Origin of the sequence: Paenibacillus sp. FJAT-26967 (assembly GCF_001541095.1) — a bacterium.
Lineage (GTDB): Bacteria > Bacillota > Bacilli > Paenibacillales > NBRC-103111 > Paenibacillus_F.
The window spans coordinates 1-16,131 of record NZ_LMXH01000011.1 but is presented as its reverse complement, the minus strand read 5'-3'; the positions used below and the strand labels follow the sequence as shown (position 1 = coordinate 16,131).

General features: G+C 48.1%; 15 protein-coding genes and 1 rRNA gene. 1 reads left to right on the top strand and 15 read right to left on the bottom strand.

The window, feature by feature from the left end; translation table 11 throughout:
• Positions 1–15 precede the first annotated feature (15 nt).
• The 7 genes from AR333_RS22730 to AR333_RS22700 all read right to left on the bottom strand — a co-directional run bounded on the left by AR333_RS22730 (position 16) and on the right by AR333_RS22700 (position 6,819).
• The gene (locus AR333_RS22730) at positions 16–525 is read right to left on the bottom strand and encodes a Mini-ribonuclease 3 (RefSeq protein WP_084783986.1); all 510 of its coding nucleotides are present in this window, start codon (positions 523–525) and stop codon (positions 16–18) included.
• A complete protein-coding gene (gene cysS, locus AR333_RS22725; protein ID WP_068777658.1) occupies positions 522–1,919 on the bottom strand; it encodes a cysteine--tRNA ligase in 1,398 nt (465 codons plus the stop codon). Before cysS ends, AR333_RS22730 begins: the two co-directional genes overlap by 4 nt.
• A complete protein-coding gene (gene cysE, locus AR333_RS22720) occupies positions 1,900–2,571 on the bottom strand; it encodes a serine O-acetyltransferase (RefSeq protein ID WP_068777657.1) in 672 nt (223 codons plus the stop codon). The genes cysS and cysE overlap by 20 nt, the downstream gene beginning before the upstream one ends.
• Before the next feature lie 407 nt (positions 2,572–2,978).
• The gene (gene gltX, locus AR333_RS22715; RefSeq protein WP_068777656.1) at positions 2,979–4,433 is read right to left on the bottom strand and encodes a glutamate--tRNA ligase; all 1,455 of its coding nucleotides are present in this window, start codon (positions 4,431–4,433) and stop codon (positions 2,979–2,981) included.
• Positions 4,434–4,485: 52 nt separating this feature from the next.
• Positions 4,486–4,971, bottom strand: a complete 486-nt coding sequence (gene ispF / locus AR333_RS22710; RefSeq protein WP_068777655.1) for a 2-C-methyl-D-erythritol 2,4-cyclodiphosphate synthase — start codon at positions 4,969–4,971, stop codon at positions 4,486–4,488.
• Positions 4,968–5,672: a 2-C-methyl-D-erythritol 4-phosphate cytidylyltransferase gene (ispD, locus tag AR333_RS22705; protein ID WP_068777654.1), complete on the bottom strand. Its 705-nt coding sequence runs from the start codon at positions 5,670–5,672 to the stop codon at positions 4,968–4,970. The genes ispF and ispD overlap by 4 nt, the downstream gene beginning before the upstream one ends.
• A 100-nt stretch (positions 5,673–5,772) precedes the next feature.
• Complete coding sequence (locus tag AR333_RS22700; RefSeq protein WP_068777653.1) at positions 5,773–6,819, bottom strand: PIN/TRAM domain-containing protein; 1,047 nt, start codon at positions 6,817–6,819, stop codon at positions 5,773–5,775.
• Between the two features lie 165 nt (positions 6,820–6,984).
• Here AR333_RS22700 and AR333_RS22695 point away from each other — a divergent pair, with 165 nt between their 5' ends.
• Entirely contained in the window at positions 6,985–7,380 is a 396-nt protein-coding gene (locus AR333_RS22695; RefSeq protein WP_068777652.1) for a hypothetical protein, read from the top strand.
• Between the two features lie 197 nt (positions 7,381–7,577).
• Here AR333_RS22695 and pssA read toward each other — a convergent pair whose 3' ends face one another.
• From pssA to AR333_RS22655, 8 genes are all read right to left on the bottom strand, one after another.
• Entirely contained in the window at positions 7,578–8,327 is a 750-nt protein-coding gene (gene pssA / locus AR333_RS22690; protein ID WP_068777651.1) for a CDP-diacylglycerol--serine O-phosphatidyltransferase, read from the bottom strand.
• Between the two features lie 89 nt (positions 8,328–8,416).
• Positions 8,417–9,496, bottom strand: coding sequence for a DNA integrity scanning diadenylate cyclase DisA (gene disA, locus AR333_RS22685; protein ID WP_068777650.1), 1,080 nt, complete (start codon positions 9,494–9,496; stop codon positions 8,417–8,419).
• Positions 9,497–9,609: 113 nt separating this feature from the next.
• On the bottom strand, positions 9,610–10,977 hold the full coding sequence (gene radA / locus AR333_RS22680; protein WP_068777649.1) for a DNA repair protein RadA: 1,368 nt from the start codon (positions 10,975–10,977) through the stop codon (positions 9,610–9,612).
• A gap of 159 nt (positions 10,978–11,136) precedes the next feature.
• Complete coding sequence (gene clpC, locus AR333_RS22675; protein WP_068777648.1) at positions 11,137–13,575, bottom strand: ATP-dependent protease ATP-binding subunit ClpC; 2,439 nt, start codon at positions 13,573–13,575, stop codon at positions 11,137–11,139.
• Between the two features lie 53 nt (positions 13,576–13,628).
• Positions 13,629–14,651, bottom strand: a complete 1,023-nt coding sequence (locus AR333_RS22670; protein ID WP_253735953.1) for a protein arginine kinase — start codon at positions 14,649–14,651, stop codon at positions 13,629–13,631.
• An 84-nt stretch (positions 14,652–14,735) separates the two neighbouring features.
• Complete coding sequence (locus AR333_RS22665; RefSeq protein WP_068777646.1) at positions 14,736–15,254, bottom strand: UvrB/UvrC motif-containing protein; 519 nt, start codon at positions 15,252–15,254, stop codon at positions 14,736–14,738.
• An 11-nt stretch (positions 15,255–15,265) separates the two neighbouring features.
• Entirely contained in the window at positions 15,266–15,727 is a 462-nt protein-coding gene (locus AR333_RS22660; RefSeq protein WP_068777645.1) for a CtsR family transcriptional regulator, read from the bottom strand.
• Positions 15,728–16,044: 317 nt separating this feature from the next.
• Positions 16,045–16,131: ribosomal RNA gene (locus AR333_RS22655) — 23S ribosomal RNA — on the bottom strand; the annotation flags it as partial.

The following is a 16,131-nucleotide window of genomic DNA, read 5'->3' as shown; positions in this document are numbered from 1 at the left end:
TGCCGGGTTCATCATTCAACCCTGCTGTCTGGATGCGTCTTCCGCCGCCTGATCTGCTGCGGGCTCAGTCGTCAAAGAAGCCGCAGCCGCTTCAGCTGCCTTCTCAGGCGTAAGCGAAACCTCCATCAGATACCTCAGTCTTTCCGAGGACTGCTTGTAATACAAATAGCCGATTAGACATTCAAAAGCTGTGCTGTGCCGATATTCCAGTACATCCGCATTCTTGGGGATAGTTCCGGATTTAGCATTACGTCCACGCTTCACAATATTAGCCTCTTCTTCTGTAAGCAGCGGCATCATATGCTGAAGTGCACGTGACTGTCCCTTAGCCGACACATAGCGCGTTGTCGTGCGGTGCAGATGGTTAGGCCGCTGATTGGGCAGGGAGATAACGTACTGTCTGACAAACATCTCATAGACGGCATCTCCGATGTAAGCCAGCACAAGCGGGTTGAGCAGTTCCGGCTTCTGGGCTGGCGGGTAGCTGAACAGCTGGGTATTCATTGGCAATGAGGGTTGGTTCATTTCCTGCGCCAGCGAATACCCTGCGGTGTATCCTCAAGATATATGCCCTTCTCAGTCAGTAAGTCCCGGATTTCATCTGCTCGCGACCAGTCCTTAGTCCGCCTCGCTTCATTTCTTTCCTCTATCAGCTTATCGATTTCCCCATCGAGCAGCTCCTCTCTCTCCTCCGCCAGAATACCCAGCACGGAATCAAAAGCACGGAAGCGACCCATCAGGAACCTTAGTGTAGGTGCCGATACACGGTCCTGCTGCAGAACCCGGTTAGCTTCAGACACAAGATCAAATACAGCCGTGATTGCGTCAGGCGTATTGAAATCATCATCCATTTTGGCAATGAACTGAGTCTCAATATCCTTAACTCGCTTCTCCACTTGATCGTCTAGCACATCTTCCTGCGCAACCGTTAAACGATGCTTCAAGTTAGTCACACTATTCTGAATGCGATCAAGCCCGTTCGTAGCCTGCGTCAGGCCATCTTCGCTAAAGTTAAGCGGATTGCGGTAATGGGAAGAAAGCATGAAGAACCGGAGTGCTTCCGGACGAACCTGCTTAACCACTTCCCGAATCAGAACCCCGTTACCAAGTGATTTAGACATTTTTTCATTATCAATGTTAAGAAATTCATTATGGAGCCAATATTTAGCCATCGGCTTGCCTGTGAGAACTTCCGTTTGGGCAATTTCACACTCGTGATGCGGGAAAGTCAAGTCGACACCCCCACCATGAATATCAATCGTGGCACCCAGGTACTTGTGTACGAGAGCCGAACATTCTATGTGCCAACCAGGACGGCCGTTCCCCCACGGACTGCTCCAGAAGATCTCTCCAGGCTTAGCCGCTTTCCAGAGAACGAAGTCCTGCGGATTTTCTTTGCGTTCATCGACTTCAATACGGATACCATACTGAAGCTCATCCAGATTCTGATGCGAGAGCTTGCCGTAGTCTTTAAAGCGGGAAGTACGGAAATAAACGTCTCCGCCTTTTTCATAAGCAAACCCTTGCTGAACGAGTGAATTGATAAACGTAATAATCACTTCCATGTTGTCGGTAACACGCGGATTAATGGAAGCCGGTTCAATACGCAAAGTCTCCATATCTTCCTTGTAAGCCGCGATAAAGCGATCCGCCAGTTCCTGTACCGTTTCGCCTGTTTCTTCCGCCTTGCGGATCATTTTATCGTCCACATCGGTGAAGTTAACCACATAATTGACTTCATAGCCGATATACGTCAAATAGCGCCGGACGACGTCAAAGAAAATAGCGGGACGACCGTTCCCGATGTGAATGTAATTGTATACGGTTGGACCGCAGACATACATTTTTACTTTACCTGATTCAAGGGGCTCGAATACTTCCTTCTCCCTTGTCATGGTATTAAACATTCTGAGTGTCATGCTCCCTGAGTCCTCCATTCTTTATCTTTTCTTTTTCTAATTCATTCTTCAGCTCATCGATCTGCAGCTGTAAAGAGCGGCAAATATCACCTACAGGGTCTGACACGTTACCATGATCCAGCCGGTTTACCCGGATGCCGTCCCGTTTCACTATTTTACCCGGTATTCCGACAACCGTACTGTTTGCAGGAACTTCTTTGAGAACAACGGAATTAGCCCCGATTAGAGATTGATCCCCCACTTTAAAAGAACCGAGCACCTTAGCCCCGGAGGAAATTACGACTTTGTTGCCGATCGTCGGATGACGCTTGCCCTTCTCTTTCCCCGTACCGCCAAGCGTTACTCCTTGATAAAGAATAACGTCATCGCCGATTTCACAGGTTTCGCCAATCACTACCCCCATCCCGTGATCAATAAACAGTCTATGTCCGATCGTGGCTCCGGGGTGAATCTCAATGCCTGTCATAAAACGGCTGAACTGAGAAACGATTCGGGCGATGACAAACCATCTTCTGATGTAAAACCAGTGCGCAATCCGGTGTGCCCATATGGCATGAAGCCCGGAGTAAGTAAAGACGACTTCAAACCAACTGCGGGCAGCGGGGTCGTTCTCAAATACCGCCTTGATATCGGAACGTAAAAATTTCCACAAGGTTCATCACCTTCTTATTCGTTCTAAAAAGCTTAGCTCCTACCTCTACTCTCTGCAAAAAAAGAGAAAAACTATACGCTTCTTCCTCAAAGAGAAAAAGCCTCCGCAGCCCGAAAGGCTGCAGAGGCGTGTTATCGCGGTTCCACTCTGCTTGGTGACTCTGAAGTCTCCCAACTTATTCGTTATTAACGGGAACGACCCGGCGGCACCTACGGACGATAAACGTCACTTCGGTGCAGCAGCTCGCAGGTGCATTTCCTCATAAAAGGATCGGATAACTTGCAGCCTGGCGGCCAATAAGCCCGCCTGGTTATCCTCTCTGAAGGTCCTTCTTATGTGTACTCTCCTGTTCAATGCTGTTCATGTACATATAAAGTTGGTTACAGTATAGCCCAAAACAGCCCGGTTTACAATAAGCTGCTTAAACGCGCCAGCACTTTGTCACGACCCAGCAGGTGGATCGTCATGTTCAAGTCTCTTCCATGCATCTGGCCTGTTAAAGCAACACGTATAGACATGAAGAGCTGCTTGCCCTTATAGCCGGTCTCGGCCTGCACATTCTTGAGCAGCTTCTGCACATTGCCGGGCTCCAGATCTGCCGCGTTCTCCACCTGCTTCAGGAAGCTTTGGAGAACAGCCGGTACATGCTCTTCCGCCAGGAGAGCGGACGCTTCTTCGTCGAAGACCAGCTGTTCGCGGAAGAACAGCTCGGACAAATCGACGATCTCCGCCGCGTAGCGGAGCTGCTCCTGGTACAAGCCCACGAGCTCGGTTGCCCAGCGAAGCTGCTCCTCGGTCGGCTCGGCCGCTACAAGGCCGGCCTTCTGCAGATGCGGGATAGCTAGGCCGGCCACTTGCTCCAGCGGGGCTTTTTTCAAATAATGATTGTTCATCCAGTTAAGCTTGTCCATATCAAACACGGCCGGACTCTTCGATACACGATCAAGATCGAATTGTTCCACGAGCTCTTCGAGCGTGAACATTTCTTCTTCCCCTACCGGAGACCATCCAAGCAGGGCAATAAAGTTAACAACCGCTTCCGGCAAGTAGCCGAGCTCGTTGTACTGCTGTACGAACTGAATTATCGACTCATCACGCTTACTCATTTTTTTGCGGTCCGGATTAAGAATAAGCGATAAATGCGCAAATTCCGGGAGCGGAAGCTGCAAAGCCTCGTAAAGCATAATCTGACGCGGCGTATTGGTCAGATGCTCCTCGCCGCGGATTACCAGCGATATTCTCATCAAATGATCGTCAAGAACAACCGCGAAATTATAGGTCGGGATACCATCCGGACGGACGATAATAAAGTCGCCGATACCGTTGGTCTCAAACTCGACCTCTTCTCTTACTTTATCCGTGAAAGAAATAATCTTATCTTTAGGGACATGAAAACGAATAGATGGCTTACGGCCGTCCGCTTCAAGCTGAGCTTTTTGTTCATCGGTCAGATGGCGGCATTTGCCGGAATACTGAGGCGTCTCGCCGCGTGCTTCCTGCTCTTCACGCTCCTGCTCGATTTCTTGTTCAGAGCAATAGCAAGGGTAAGCATTCTTGTCTTGAAGCAGCTGATCAATGAACGGACGGTACAGGTCAAGACGCTCCATCTGCCGATAAGGCGCATAAGGTCCACCCACATCAACAGACTCATCCCAATTCAAACCAAGCCAGCTCAGACCATCAAGCTGGTTTTGTACGCCGGACTCCACATGACGTGTCTGATCCGTATCTTCAAAACGGACAACGAATTGCCCGCCATTCTTTCGAGCCAGTAAATAATCGAATAGTGCGGTACGTGCTCCACCGATATGCAGATGCCCAGTCGGACTTGGTGCATAACGAACGCGGATTGGGGTACTCATGTAGGTCAAACCTCTCTTCCGTCTTCCCTTTTGGGATCGTATAAATAATAGTCTATGATAGCATACCTTTCACCAAACAAACAACAGATTGAGCTGCGATCCCTTCGCCTCTGCCGGTAAAACCAAGCTGTTCTGTCGTGGTTGCTTTAACATTAACCTGCTCCAGCTCCGCCTCGAGTGCCTCCGCGATAATTTCGGCCATTTGAGGAATATAAGGTGCCATTTTAGGCTTCTGTGCGATGATTGTTGAATCCACGTTCCCGAGCTTGTAACCCCGCTCCTTGGCTAGTCCCCATACTTTTTTAAGAAGAACCAGGCTATCCGCGTCTTTAAATTCCGCGGCCGTATCCGGAAAATGCTTCCCGATGTCGCCCAAACCGAGCGCACCAAGGATCGCATCCGTAATCGCATGCAGCAGCACATCCGCATCTGAGTGGCCGAGCAGACCCTTCTCATAAGGAATCGTAACTCCTCCAATAATACACTTCCGGCCTTCTGTTAATTGATGAACGTCAAATCCATTCCCGACACGAATCATTTGCTGCCGTCTCCTCTCCTGCTGCCCATGATCCATTCCGCCCAGGGCAGATCTTCTGGTGTTGTGATTTTGATATTATAGTAATCCCCTTCAACTACATGAACGGTCACGCCTGTTCTTTCGACCAGCATGGCATCGTCTGTGCCGACAAATCCATCCTGCCCGGCCATTTGGTGCGCCTGCAGAAGCAGCGAAAGCCGAAAAGCCTGCGGCGTTTGTATCGCCCACAAGCTTTTACGGTCCGGTGTTGACACGATATGCCCCTTGTCGTTTACAACTTTGATCGTGTCTTTAACAGGTACGGCCAGAACAGCCGCTTCCGTGACGGCAGCCTTATCCAGACAGGCTAGCACTTGCTGCTCGGACACCAGCGGACGCACACCATCATGCACAAGGACCCACTGCGTGTCATCGGGCAAAGCCTTTAGTCCCAAGCTCACGGAATCCTGCCGTTCACCACCTCCCGCTACAATGCGGGTGACCTTGTCCAATCCATATTGAACTTTATAAGATTCGCAGCGGCTGACGTCCCCTTCCCCTACAACTAGGACGATCGAGTCCACCTCCCGAATCCTTTCGAACAGCTCCAGCGTATGCACCAATATCGGTTTTCCCGCCAGCTCCAAGTACTGCTTACTCTCCGCCGTCCGCATCCGCGAGCCTTTACCGGCGGCGACGACAATAGCGCCGACTTTGTTCACTGCATTCCCTCCGGTTACCACCGGGCCTAATTCAGCAGTTGCTGCATATATCCAGCATTCTAACCGAACCCGGTGCAAATACTCTCCCTATGATAACCGTTTATTGCGCTTTTTCCAATAGCTTCGGCTTGGCGAAGATCATCCGTCCCGCAGATGTCTGCAGAACACTCGTCACCATGACTTCAAGCAGAGAACCTATAAAGTCACGTCCTCCCTCAACCACAATCATTGTACCGTCATCAAGGTAGGCCACTCCTTGGCCGTGTTCCTTACCGTCTTTGATCACCTGCACCAGAATCTCTTCGCCCGGCAGAACAACGGGCTTCACAGCATTAGCAAGGTCATTGATGTTAAGAACCGAAACCCCCTGAAGCTCACAAACTTTGTTCAAGTTAAAGTCATTGGTAATGACCTTACCCTGGAGCACTTTCGCCAGACGTACAAGCTTGCTGTCAACTTCCGAGATTTCTTCGAAATCACCTTCATAAATCAGCACCTTTACATCCAGCTCTTTCTGAATCTTGTTCAGAATATCCAGACCTCGGCGTCCGCGGTTGCGCTTAAGCAGGTCGGATGAATCCGCTATATGCTGCAGCTCTTCTAGTACGAATTCAGGAATAACCAAAGTTCCCTCAATAAACCCGGTTTTGCATATATCCGCAATACGTCCATCTATAATGACACTTGTATCAAGAATCTTATGTTCCTCCGGGTGCTTTCCGCGTCCGCCTCCCCCGCCTTTTTGGCTGGAAAACAAATCGGCTAGTTCGTCTCTTTTCTGATAACCGATCCGGTACCCCATCATTCCAAGTAAGACCGTAACGGTACCCGCCAAAATCACATGAACCCTTTCCAGGGCTGGAAACACAAGTACAGACACCAGCAAACCGATGACCATGCCAAAAGCGGCAGGCAGTAAATCTTCCGCTGGAAGCTGAGATAACTTACTCTCTCCCCTCCTCAAAAGATTCACAATCAGTCCCATCCCCAATAGCGTCAGGAGAAACATACCAAGAGCACTTGCACCTGCTACTGTATAGCTCATCTTCTCTGTGTCTGCAATTCCCAATAATCGTATAATGGCATCACTCCACCCGTAACCGAGCACACCACCCAAAACGGCCACAATCCATTGAATCCATCTCATCGTACGGATTCACCTCCATCAATGCAATGTATGAGGATAAACTCCCCTTCTACCAGTATGTTCCAAATATCGGCCCACTAAACGCCCTGCCTCGACTTTGATTGCCTGATCTGCTGATCTTCTATATAATAAAGATGAGATGAAATTCAAAATGAGGTGCATGAGATGAATGCCCTATCCCTTAAAGATTTCCAAGACCAGGTTGGCGAGTTGCTTCTTCGTCACCGTAGTTTGCTTGATGTCCTTTCCAAGGTTCAACAATCCAGCGCCGGTGTGAACCGTTCCGTGACCAAATCCATCACAGAATGCGGTTGTATCGAAGTAAATGCCAAGAAACAATCTTATTCACCCGAAATGACTCTGGATCAAGCTAAGGATGAACTGCAAACTCATTTGGAGGGTAACCTATGTGAACATTGCATGGATGCCGTTGCAGCCGAAATCGGGAAGCACCTTTTCTACTTATCCGCGCTTTCTAACCTGCTTGACGTTAATCTTGAGAAGGTCTTAGAAGATGAGTCCAAGAAATGTACGACACTCGGTTTTTTTAATTTGTCTTAGATATGAGTCCGAATAAAAAAGCATTTATTCTCCTCCGTTTCTTAACGGAAGAAAATAAATGCTTTTTTAAATCCAGTTCACAGCATAATCTACTTACCTATGTGAATTCTCAATGTTTATTGAGATAAAGATTAGGGATGAGATCCTGTCTTATAAAAGGTTATTGATATAAAAAAGGAAGCCTTACGGCTTCCTCCTTACAGATGTGTCTTAGAATTTGCCAGTTCTTCGACTTCCACGCCTTTACCTTTACGCTTCCTGCGGCGGAGAGTAAAGAGGCGATCAACGTTTTTTTTTAAGCCATATAGGGCATAAATGACCAATGGGATAAAAATCATTTTAGAAATAAAGGATGGTTCCTTGATTGCAATAACTACAGCTACAAGAACAATAATTGGCGTAACCCAGATCGCCGCTTTGGGAATGCCTGCTTTCTTGAAGTTAGGGTATTTTACATTGCTGACCATCAAATAGGAAAGCAAGATTGTGCTGACAAGAAGAACGAACACGTTAATTTCGTTATGGAACAACGCCAGTGTTGCGAGAATGCCCCCAGCTGCTGGAATAGGAAGTCCGATGAAATACCCAGGTGTTCCGGCAACTACATTGAAGCGTGCAAGACGAAGGGCCCCACAAATAGGGAACAAGGCTGTCACGATCCAGGCAGCCGCAGCAGGTCTGATATCGCCAAAAGCTACTACGTACATAATAAACGCGGGTGCTACCCCGAAAGAAATAACATCCGACAGAGAGTCCAGCTCTTTACCAAACTCACTTTGTGCATTCAATGCACGTGCAACTCGCCCGTCCAACCCGTCCAGAAGCATAGCCACAATAACGAGTACTGCCGCCATATCCGGATTCTCGTTAAAGACAAGAATAATGGCAAGAACACCTAAAAACAGATTCCCAACAGTAAACAGGCTAGGAAGCGATTTTGTTATCATATTAGTTTAGTCCACCTCTAAGTATACTTTACCCCATTAATACAAACAACGCGACTTCTCTCTTTAATTACCCTATGATTGTATGCAATTTAAATATGTCTGTCAATTAGTACTTGTTCCTGAATTCTTCGTAGACCCTGCTTAATAGCTCTGGCCCGGACTTCTCCAATTCCGTCAACCTCATCCAATTCTTCTATGGAAGCCACCGTTATATGAGGCAAGCGACCGAATTTTTCAACCAGATTATGAATGATGATGGATGGCAGTCTCGGGATTTTATTCAAGACTCGGAACCCACGCGGAGAGACCAATTCCTCCACAATAGAACTTGTATGGGGGTAGCCAAGCAGTCTGATAATATGATGCGGATCAAGCAGCTCTTCAGAGGACAGTCGCTTGAGTCCAAGAAGAATGTCTTTGATCTTATCCTCACTGAGCTCTCTGACATAGTCTTTGAGCAGCAGCCGTTCCTCAAGTTCTGTATTGCCGACAAGTTCCTCCAGCTGCATAGAAATAAGCCGGCCCTCTGTTCCGAGTTCCGTGATATAACGGTTTAGTTCATTCTTAATTCTTAGCACCATCTCTACCCGCTGGATGGCATTGGTGACATCATGCAGGGTAACGAGTTCCTCGAATTCAGAAGCACCCAGATTAATTAAAGACTGGTCCAGTTCTGTCTTGTACCGATCCAGGGTTTGAATAGCCTGGTTAGCCTTCGTCAGGATAACGCCAATATCCTTCAGTGAGTAGCGCAAGTTCCCTTGGTATAGTGTAATGATATTGCGCCGCTGGGAAATCGAGACCACTAACTTATTCGTTTGTTTGGCTACACGTTCCGCTGTACGGTGACGAATTCCGGTTTCGATCGAAGGGATCGACGAACTGGGTACCAGTTGGGTATTCGCATAAAGAATCTTCTTGCCGTCTTCGTTTAAGATGATGGCGCCGTCCATTTTGGCCAGTTCATATAAGTAATTCGGTGAAAAATCGCAATTAATGCTGAAGCCCCCGTCTACTACTTCCATGACTTCCGGACTGCATCCGACTACGATTAAAGCACCCGTCTTAGCGCGAAGCACGTTCTCAAGGCCATCGCGGAATGGCGTACCGGGAGCGACCAGCTGGAGCAGTTGGCTCATCACATCTCGTTTGGTTTCTTCTTTGCTCATGTTAATCCTCCTGAAGCATATCCGTTCTGTACAGTCTTGATGGCATTATCGCTTGTATCCTTGGTAGGAGGGAGATGCCGGTTTAAGCTTTCTCACGCCTGGCTCCTGCTCCGTCAGCCCAGTGCCGCGGATAAAGCTTCCGATACCGTGCTGACGCCAATCACTTCGATACCTTGCGGTGGCGTCCAGCCCTTAAGACTTTTCTCCGGCATAATAACACGCCTGAATCCGAGTTTCTGGGCCTCCTTGACCCGCTGATCGATACGCGATACACCGCGCACCTCACCGGTTAAGCCGATTTCGCCGAACACGGCATCGTAGGCCTGGGTCGGCATTTCCTTGAAGCTGGATGCGATGCTGATTGCCACAGCGAGATCAACAGCTGGTTCATCCAGCTTCACACCTCCTGCCACATTCAGATAGGCGTCCTGGCTTTGGAGAAACAAGCCTACGCGTTTCTCCAGAACCGCCATGATGAGGGAAAGCCGGTTATGATCTATCCCTGTTGCCATCCGCCGCGGGGAGGGGAAATTGGTAGTGGACACAAGTGCCTGAATCTCAACAAGAACAGGCCGGGTCCCTTCCATGCTTGCGACAACGGTCGAACCTGCTACACCCAGAGGCCTCTCGGACAAGAACAGCTCCGAGGGGTTGCTCACTTCGGCTAAGCCGCTCTCCAGCATTTCGAAAATACCGATTTCATTCGTAGAACCAAAACGGTTCTTCACCGCACGAAGCACCCGGTAAGTATGATGCCGTTCTCCTTCAAAATAGAGAACGCAGTCCACCATATGTTCGAGCAGCCGGGGACCGGCAATTGCTCCTTCTTTCGTTACATGGCCTACCAGAACGGTTGCAATGTTCTTGAGTTTAGCTATGCGCATGAAGTGGCTCGTGCATTCACGCACTTGTGAAACTGTTCCTGGTGCTGAGGAAACACTCGGATGATATACGGTTTGAATGGAATCGATGACCAAGAAATCAGGCTGTACATCCTGAATAGCCTCTTCCACGACTTCCATATTCGTCTCGCACAGCACATACAAGTTCGGAGAAACAGCATTCAGACGGTCTGCCCGCAGCTTTGTCTGCCGGATCGATTCCTCACCGGAGATATACAGCACTTTACGCCCTTCTTTCGTGAGCGAGTGTGAAGTTTGCAGTAACAGAGTAGATTTACCGATACCAGGATCTCCACCAACCAGAATTAGGGAACCGGGGACAAATCCTCCGCCCAGAACGCGGTTAAGCTCTCCATTATCGGTTAGCACGCGCTGTTCAGAGGTACTCTCTATGTTTATGATCGGAGTTGGTTTCTCTTTCGTCCGCAGAAAGGTTGAATTCATCCCCTGCGTCTTGATAACTGTTTCAACTTCTTCGGAGAAACTGTTCCATGCTCCGCAGCCGGGACATTTGCCGAGCCATTTGGGGGTCTCGTACCCGCACTGCTGGCAGATGAATTTTGTTTTCGTTTTGCTCATGGCGCGAAGGTCCTTTCTCTTTCTACGCTAAAACAAGGAACAGGTTCCAGCGTCATTCAAAGTTTACCATTTTTGCGAATGCTATGAAAGTACTTTCAAAAGAAAAAGCATTTTGCAGTACTCTTACAGTACCACAAAATGCTTACAATTTTATTACGATTAAGACATAGCGTTCTCGTTCTTCAGAACAACTAACGCTCCTTCTTTTTCGTCTATAGTAAGGGAGTCTCCCTTCGAAATGCTGCCTTTCAGCAGCTCTTCAGACAGGCGGTCCTCAATATGTTTCTGGATGGCTCTACGGAGAGGCCGTGCTCCATAACTTGGATCGAATCCCTCTTTGGCCAAGAAATTCTTAGCATTTTCGGTGAGCATGAAATCCACTTCCTGGTCTTTGAGGCGCTTGCGCAATTCCTCAGCCATGAGACTGACGATTTCAGCAATATGCTTCTCATCCAGAGAATGGAATACGATGATCTCATCGATCCGGTTTAAGAACTCAGGACGGAAGCTTTTCTTGAGCTCGTTCATGACTTTATCCTTCATGTTGTTATAATCTTTACCGGAATCCTGAACTGCCGTGAAACCAAGCGTGGAATTCTTCTTGATCATATCGGCGCCCACATTAGATGTCATAATGATCAGCGTATTGCGGAAGTCAACCGTACGGCCCTTGGAATCTGTCAAACGTCCGTCTTCCAGAACTTGAAGCAGAATATTAAAGACTTCCGGGTGTGCTTTCTCGATTTCATCAAGCAGGACAACCGAGTAAGGTTTACGGCGTACTTTCTCAGTCAGCTGTCCGCCTTCCTCGTAGCCCACATATCCTGGAGGCGCTCCGACCAGACGGGAAGTGGAGTGTTTCTCCATGTACTCCGACATATCTATACGGATAACCGCATTCTCATCACCGAATAGGGATTCAGCCAGTGCACGGGCAAGCTCCGTTTTACCTACACCGGTAGGTCCCAGGAAAATGAAGGAGCCCATCGGACGCTTCGGATCCTTAAGACCCGCTCTAGCACGGCGGATTGCCCGGGAGACAGCCTTAACGGCTTCTTCTTGACCAATTACACGATTGTGAAGGATATCCTCCATTTTCAGCAATCGCTCGGTCTCTTCTTCTGCCAGCTTGCGTACCGGGATTCCTGTCCAGCTAGCTACAATTTGGGCGATGTCATCCGGAGTAACCTCCGTGTCCATACGTCCTTGTTTTTCTTTCCACTCGTTCTTTGTGCTGTCCAGCTCTTCACGAAGCTTCTGTTCCGTATCGCGAAGGGATGCAGCCTTTTCGAATTCCTGGCTCTGCACAGCAGCGTCTTTTTCCTTACGGATATTCTCAAGCTTCTGTTCCAGCTCTTTCAGACTAGGCGGTACCGTGTAGGAGTGCAGCCTCACTTTCGAACCCGCCTCATCAATCAAATCGATTGCTTTATCTGGCAGGAACCGGTCCGTGATATACCGATCCGATAATTTAACAGCTTCTTCAATAGCCGCATCCGTAATCTTAACCCGGTGATGTGCTTCATACCGGTCACGAAGACCATGGAGAATCTGAATAGCTTCCTCCGGAGTCGGCTGATCGACAGTGATTGGCTGGAAACGCCGTTCCAGTGCTGCGTCTTTCTCGATATATTTGCGATATTCATCAAGAGTAGTGGCACCTATACATTGCAGTTCGCCGCGTGCTAGAGCCGGCTTCAGAATATTCGAAGCGTCAATTGCGCCTTCCGCACCACCTGCACCGATCAGTGTGTGAAGCTCATCAATGAAGAGAATGATATTGCCTGCCTGACGAATCTCATCCATGATCTTCTTGAGACGATCCTCAAATTCACCGCGGTATTTGGTGCCTGCAACAACGGAACCCATATCAAGCGTCATGACACGCTTATCTTTTAATGTCTCCGGAATTTCATTGTTGATAATTTTCTGGGCGAGGCCTTCGGCAATAGCCGTTTTACCTACGCCGGGTTCACCGATCAATACCGGATTATTTTTGGTCCGGCGGCTCAGAACTTGAATAACACGTTCAATTTCTTTCGAACGGCCAATTACCGGGTCCAGGTTGTTTTCCTTCGCAAAGGTGGTCAAATCCCTCGCCAGGCTGTCTAGCGTAGGTGTATTGACGTTGTTGCCACTCCCGTGATTGCTTGATACCACTTCACTGCTGCCTAGCAGCTGTAAAACTTGCTGGCGGGCCTTGTTGAGAGAAATGCCGAGGTTGTTTAACACTCTTGCGGCGACTCCCTCACCTTCACGGATCAGACCAAGCAGGATATGCTCCGTACCGACGTAGGTATGGCCAAGCTTTCTTGCTTCGTCCATAGAAAGTTCAATGACCTTTTTGGCACGTGGTGTGTAAGCGATATTGGAGGGCTGCTCTTGTCCACGGCCGATCAGGGATTCTACCTCGTCTTGAATTTTCTCAAGCCCGAGTCCGAGAGCTACCAGTGCTTTGGCAGCAATCCCTTCCCCTTCACGAATAAGGCCGAGCAAAATATGCTCTGTGCCGATATTGTTGTGACCCAAACGTACTGCTTCTTCCTGCGCAAGAGAAAGAACTTTCTGAGCGCGTTCCGTAAATCTTCCAAACATCATACTTAGCACCTCCATTGTAATTTCGAACGAAAACCGTATAGTAGCATTAAACGTTATGACACGGCATTGAATCGGCTGCGTATAATTTGTGCCCGCCGGATATCCCGATCATCAGGTGACAGGAGCGCTCCGGCGATTTGTTGCAGGAAACCAGGTTGTGTCATGACGAGAAGTTCATTCATCGTATGTGTGGGAACATGCTCAATTACTTGAAGGTCAATTCCCAGACGGACATCCGAAAGCCTTTGAGCGGCTTCTTTGGAGTCTATGATAGATGCATGCGTTAAAATCCCATAGGACCGCATAACCCGGTCTGTAATTCTAATCCGGGATTCCTGCATAAGCTGTTTGCGTGCAGCACGCTCATGTTCGATGATCTGTCTGGCTACACTATAAAGATTATCGATAATTTCTTCTTCCGACTGACCTAAGGTGATCTGGTTAGAGATTTGAAACAGGTTCCCCAGCGCTTCGCTGCCCTCGCCATATAATCCGCGAACAGTCAATCCAACCTGAGAAACAGCGGATAATATTCGGTTGATCTGCTGGGTAAGCACTAGCGCCGGTAAATGCATCATAACCGATGCGCGGATCCCTGTTCCCACATTGGTCGGACAGCTGGTAAGATAACCTCTCGTTTCATCAAATCCGTAATCCAAGTGGGACTCGAAGATATCATCAAGCTGATTGGCCAAATCCCACGCTTCCTTAATTTGAAAACCCGGGCATAAACATTGGATACGAAGATGATCTTCTTCATTAACCATAATGGAGATCGATTCGTTCTCATTTAGAATAACAGCACCATTACGAGACTCTGTTGCCAGGTTCGGGCTGATCAAATGCTTTTCAACCAGAATTCTTCTCTCCAGTTCATTTAACTCATGAAGCGGCACAAGTGTGAATTCACTAATCGTTTTTAAATCTTCATTCTGAAGTACGGCTGATACTTGTTCTAGCACTTCGGCAGACTGCTGGATCGTGGCCAACATCGGATAAGGGTAATCCTTTAAGTTCCGTGCAATACGAACACGGCTGCTTATCACAATGTCCGTATCCGGCCCGTCCCCTTTCATCCATTCGCTCAGTGCTTCTTCTACAAAATGTTTCAAAGGGAACCCCTCCTTTATTCCATCATTCAAAGGCATGAGGCAGAGCGATTAACCGCTGCTGTCAGCTGGCTTCTTGTCAAGATCTCGAATGCGGTCTCTTAATTGGGCAGCCTTCTCGAACTCTTCCTGCTCAATAAGTCCCTGCAGTTCCTTTTTGAGCCGCTCGATCTCACGTTTCTGTTCAATCTCTTGACCGGATCTTTTGGGCACCTTGCCGACATGGAGGGTATTACCGTGAACCCTTCTAAAAAGAGGGTCCAGTTTTTCCTTGAAACTTTGATAGCAATTGCTGCAGCCAAAACGCCCGAGTTTGCTGAACTGAGAATAAGTAAGCCCACAATGCTCGCAGCGTATAGGGCGGGCCTTGCTCATGGCTCCTGAGGATGGATCAAAGTCCAACAGCCCAGAAAGCAGGTTGTGAATCGAAAATCCTCCCGGTGTACCTGGGATCAGTTCGCCTTTCTCTTTGGCGCATGATTCACAGAAGTGAAATTCCGTCTTTTCTCCATTTACGATTTTCGTAAAATGAAGGCTTGCGGGTCGTTGACCGCATTCCTGGCATGTCATACTACCCCTCCTTATTTGCTCAGTAAGGATATCAGCATGGCTTTCAAAATCCGGGCGCGCACTTCATCGCGCAGGGGAAGCTTAAACTGGAGCACATCCCGTGATATAGCTGCTTTAATAATAGCAGCTTCCCGACGGCTAATGATTCTTCCTTCTTCCAACCGGTAGATTAATCCTTCAGAAGAAGCTTGATCTATACTATCACGAACGGTTGTCATGATGGTATCAAGCAGTGTACCATAGGCGTTTAATTCGATCTTCTGAATGCGAATATATCCACCGCCGCCGCGCTTACTTTCAACCACATATCCTTTTTCAAGGGTAAACCGCGTACTGATGACATAATTAATCTGAGATGGCACGCATTGAAATTGATCAGCAAGTTCATTGCGCTGAATTTCAACCGATCCCTCAGCACTTTGCTGAAGAATGTGCTTTAAGTATTGCTCAATAATCTCGGAAACATTACGCATCAATTCATCCTCCCCGTTACTTGAGAAGTAAATTGACTTTGACTTTCTTTGACCTTAACTTAATTATAATCAGTTCCTGTAAATTATGCAAGTGCCTGATAAGGGCTACTCTTTAATTATCCTTCTCTATAGTTTTAACGCTATCCTGTATTTTATGCAAATAAAGCAAAAACCCCTACGAATTTTTCATTCGTAGGGGTTTGATTTGTACCCTGAAAACTAGCAGCGAAAGATATACTAAGATCCATCCAAAGATCTTGTGGTGCACAGCCATAGGCTATGCTTCCGATGTTGGCCTCTACTCGCGTAAAGACCTGTAGGTCAAGCCCTCGACCGATTAGTATTGGTCAGCTCCACACATTGCTGTGCTTCCACCTCCAACCTATCTACCTCGTCGTCTTCAA

What these genes read in the sequence shown, in the direction of transcription:
- AR333_RS22730 (WP_084783986.1), bottom strand. Translation starts at nt 525, where the DNA reads ATGAACCAACCCTCATTGCCAATGAATACCCAGCTGTTCAGCTACCCG.
- cysS (WP_068777658.1), bottom strand. Translation starts at nt 1,919, where the DNA reads ATGACACTCAGAATGTTTAATACCATGACAAGGGAGAAGGAAGTATTC.
- gltX (WP_068777656.1), bottom strand. Translation starts at nt 4,433, where the DNA reads ATGAGTACCCCAATCCGCGTTCGTTATGCACCAAGTCCGACTGGGCAT.
- ispF (WP_068777655.1), bottom strand. Translation starts at nt 4,971, where the DNA reads ATGATTCGTGTCGGGAATGGATTTGACGTTCATCAATTAACAGAAGGC.
- AR333_RS22700 (WP_068777653.1), bottom strand. Translation starts at nt 6,819, where the DNA reads ATGAGATGGATTCAATGGATTGTGGCCGTTTTGGGTGGTGTGCTCGGT.
- AR333_RS22695 (WP_068777652.1), top strand. Translation starts at nt 6,985, where the DNA reads ATGAATGCCCTATCCCTTAAAGATTTCCAAGACCAGGTTGGCGAGTTG.
- pssA (WP_068777651.1), bottom strand. Translation starts at nt 8,327, where the DNA reads ATGATAACAAAATCGCTTCCTAGCCTGTTTACTGTTGGGAATCTGTTT.
- disA (WP_068777650.1), bottom strand. Translation starts at nt 9,496, where the DNA reads ATGAGCAAAGAAGAAACCAAACGAGATGTGATGAGCCAACTGCTCCAG.
- radA (WP_068777649.1), bottom strand. Translation starts at nt 10,977, where the DNA reads ATGAGCAAAACGAAAACAAAATTCATCTGCCAGCAGTGCGGGTACGAG.
- clpC (WP_068777648.1), bottom strand. Translation starts at nt 13,575, where the DNA reads ATGATGTTTGGAAGATTTACGGAACGCGCTCAGAAAGTTCTTTCTCTT.
- AR333_RS22670 (WP_253735953.1), bottom strand. Translation starts at nt 14,651, where the DNA reads ATGAAAGGGGACGGGCCGGATACGGACATTGTGATAAGCAGCCGTGTT.
- AR333_RS22665 (WP_068777646.1), bottom strand. Translation starts at nt 15,254, where the DNA reads ATGACATGCCAGGAATGCGGTCAACGACCCGCAAGCCTTCATTTTACG.
- AR333_RS22660 (WP_068777645.1), bottom strand. Translation starts at nt 15,727, where the DNA reads ATGCGTAATGTTTCCGAGATTATTGAGCAATACTTAAAGCACATTCTT.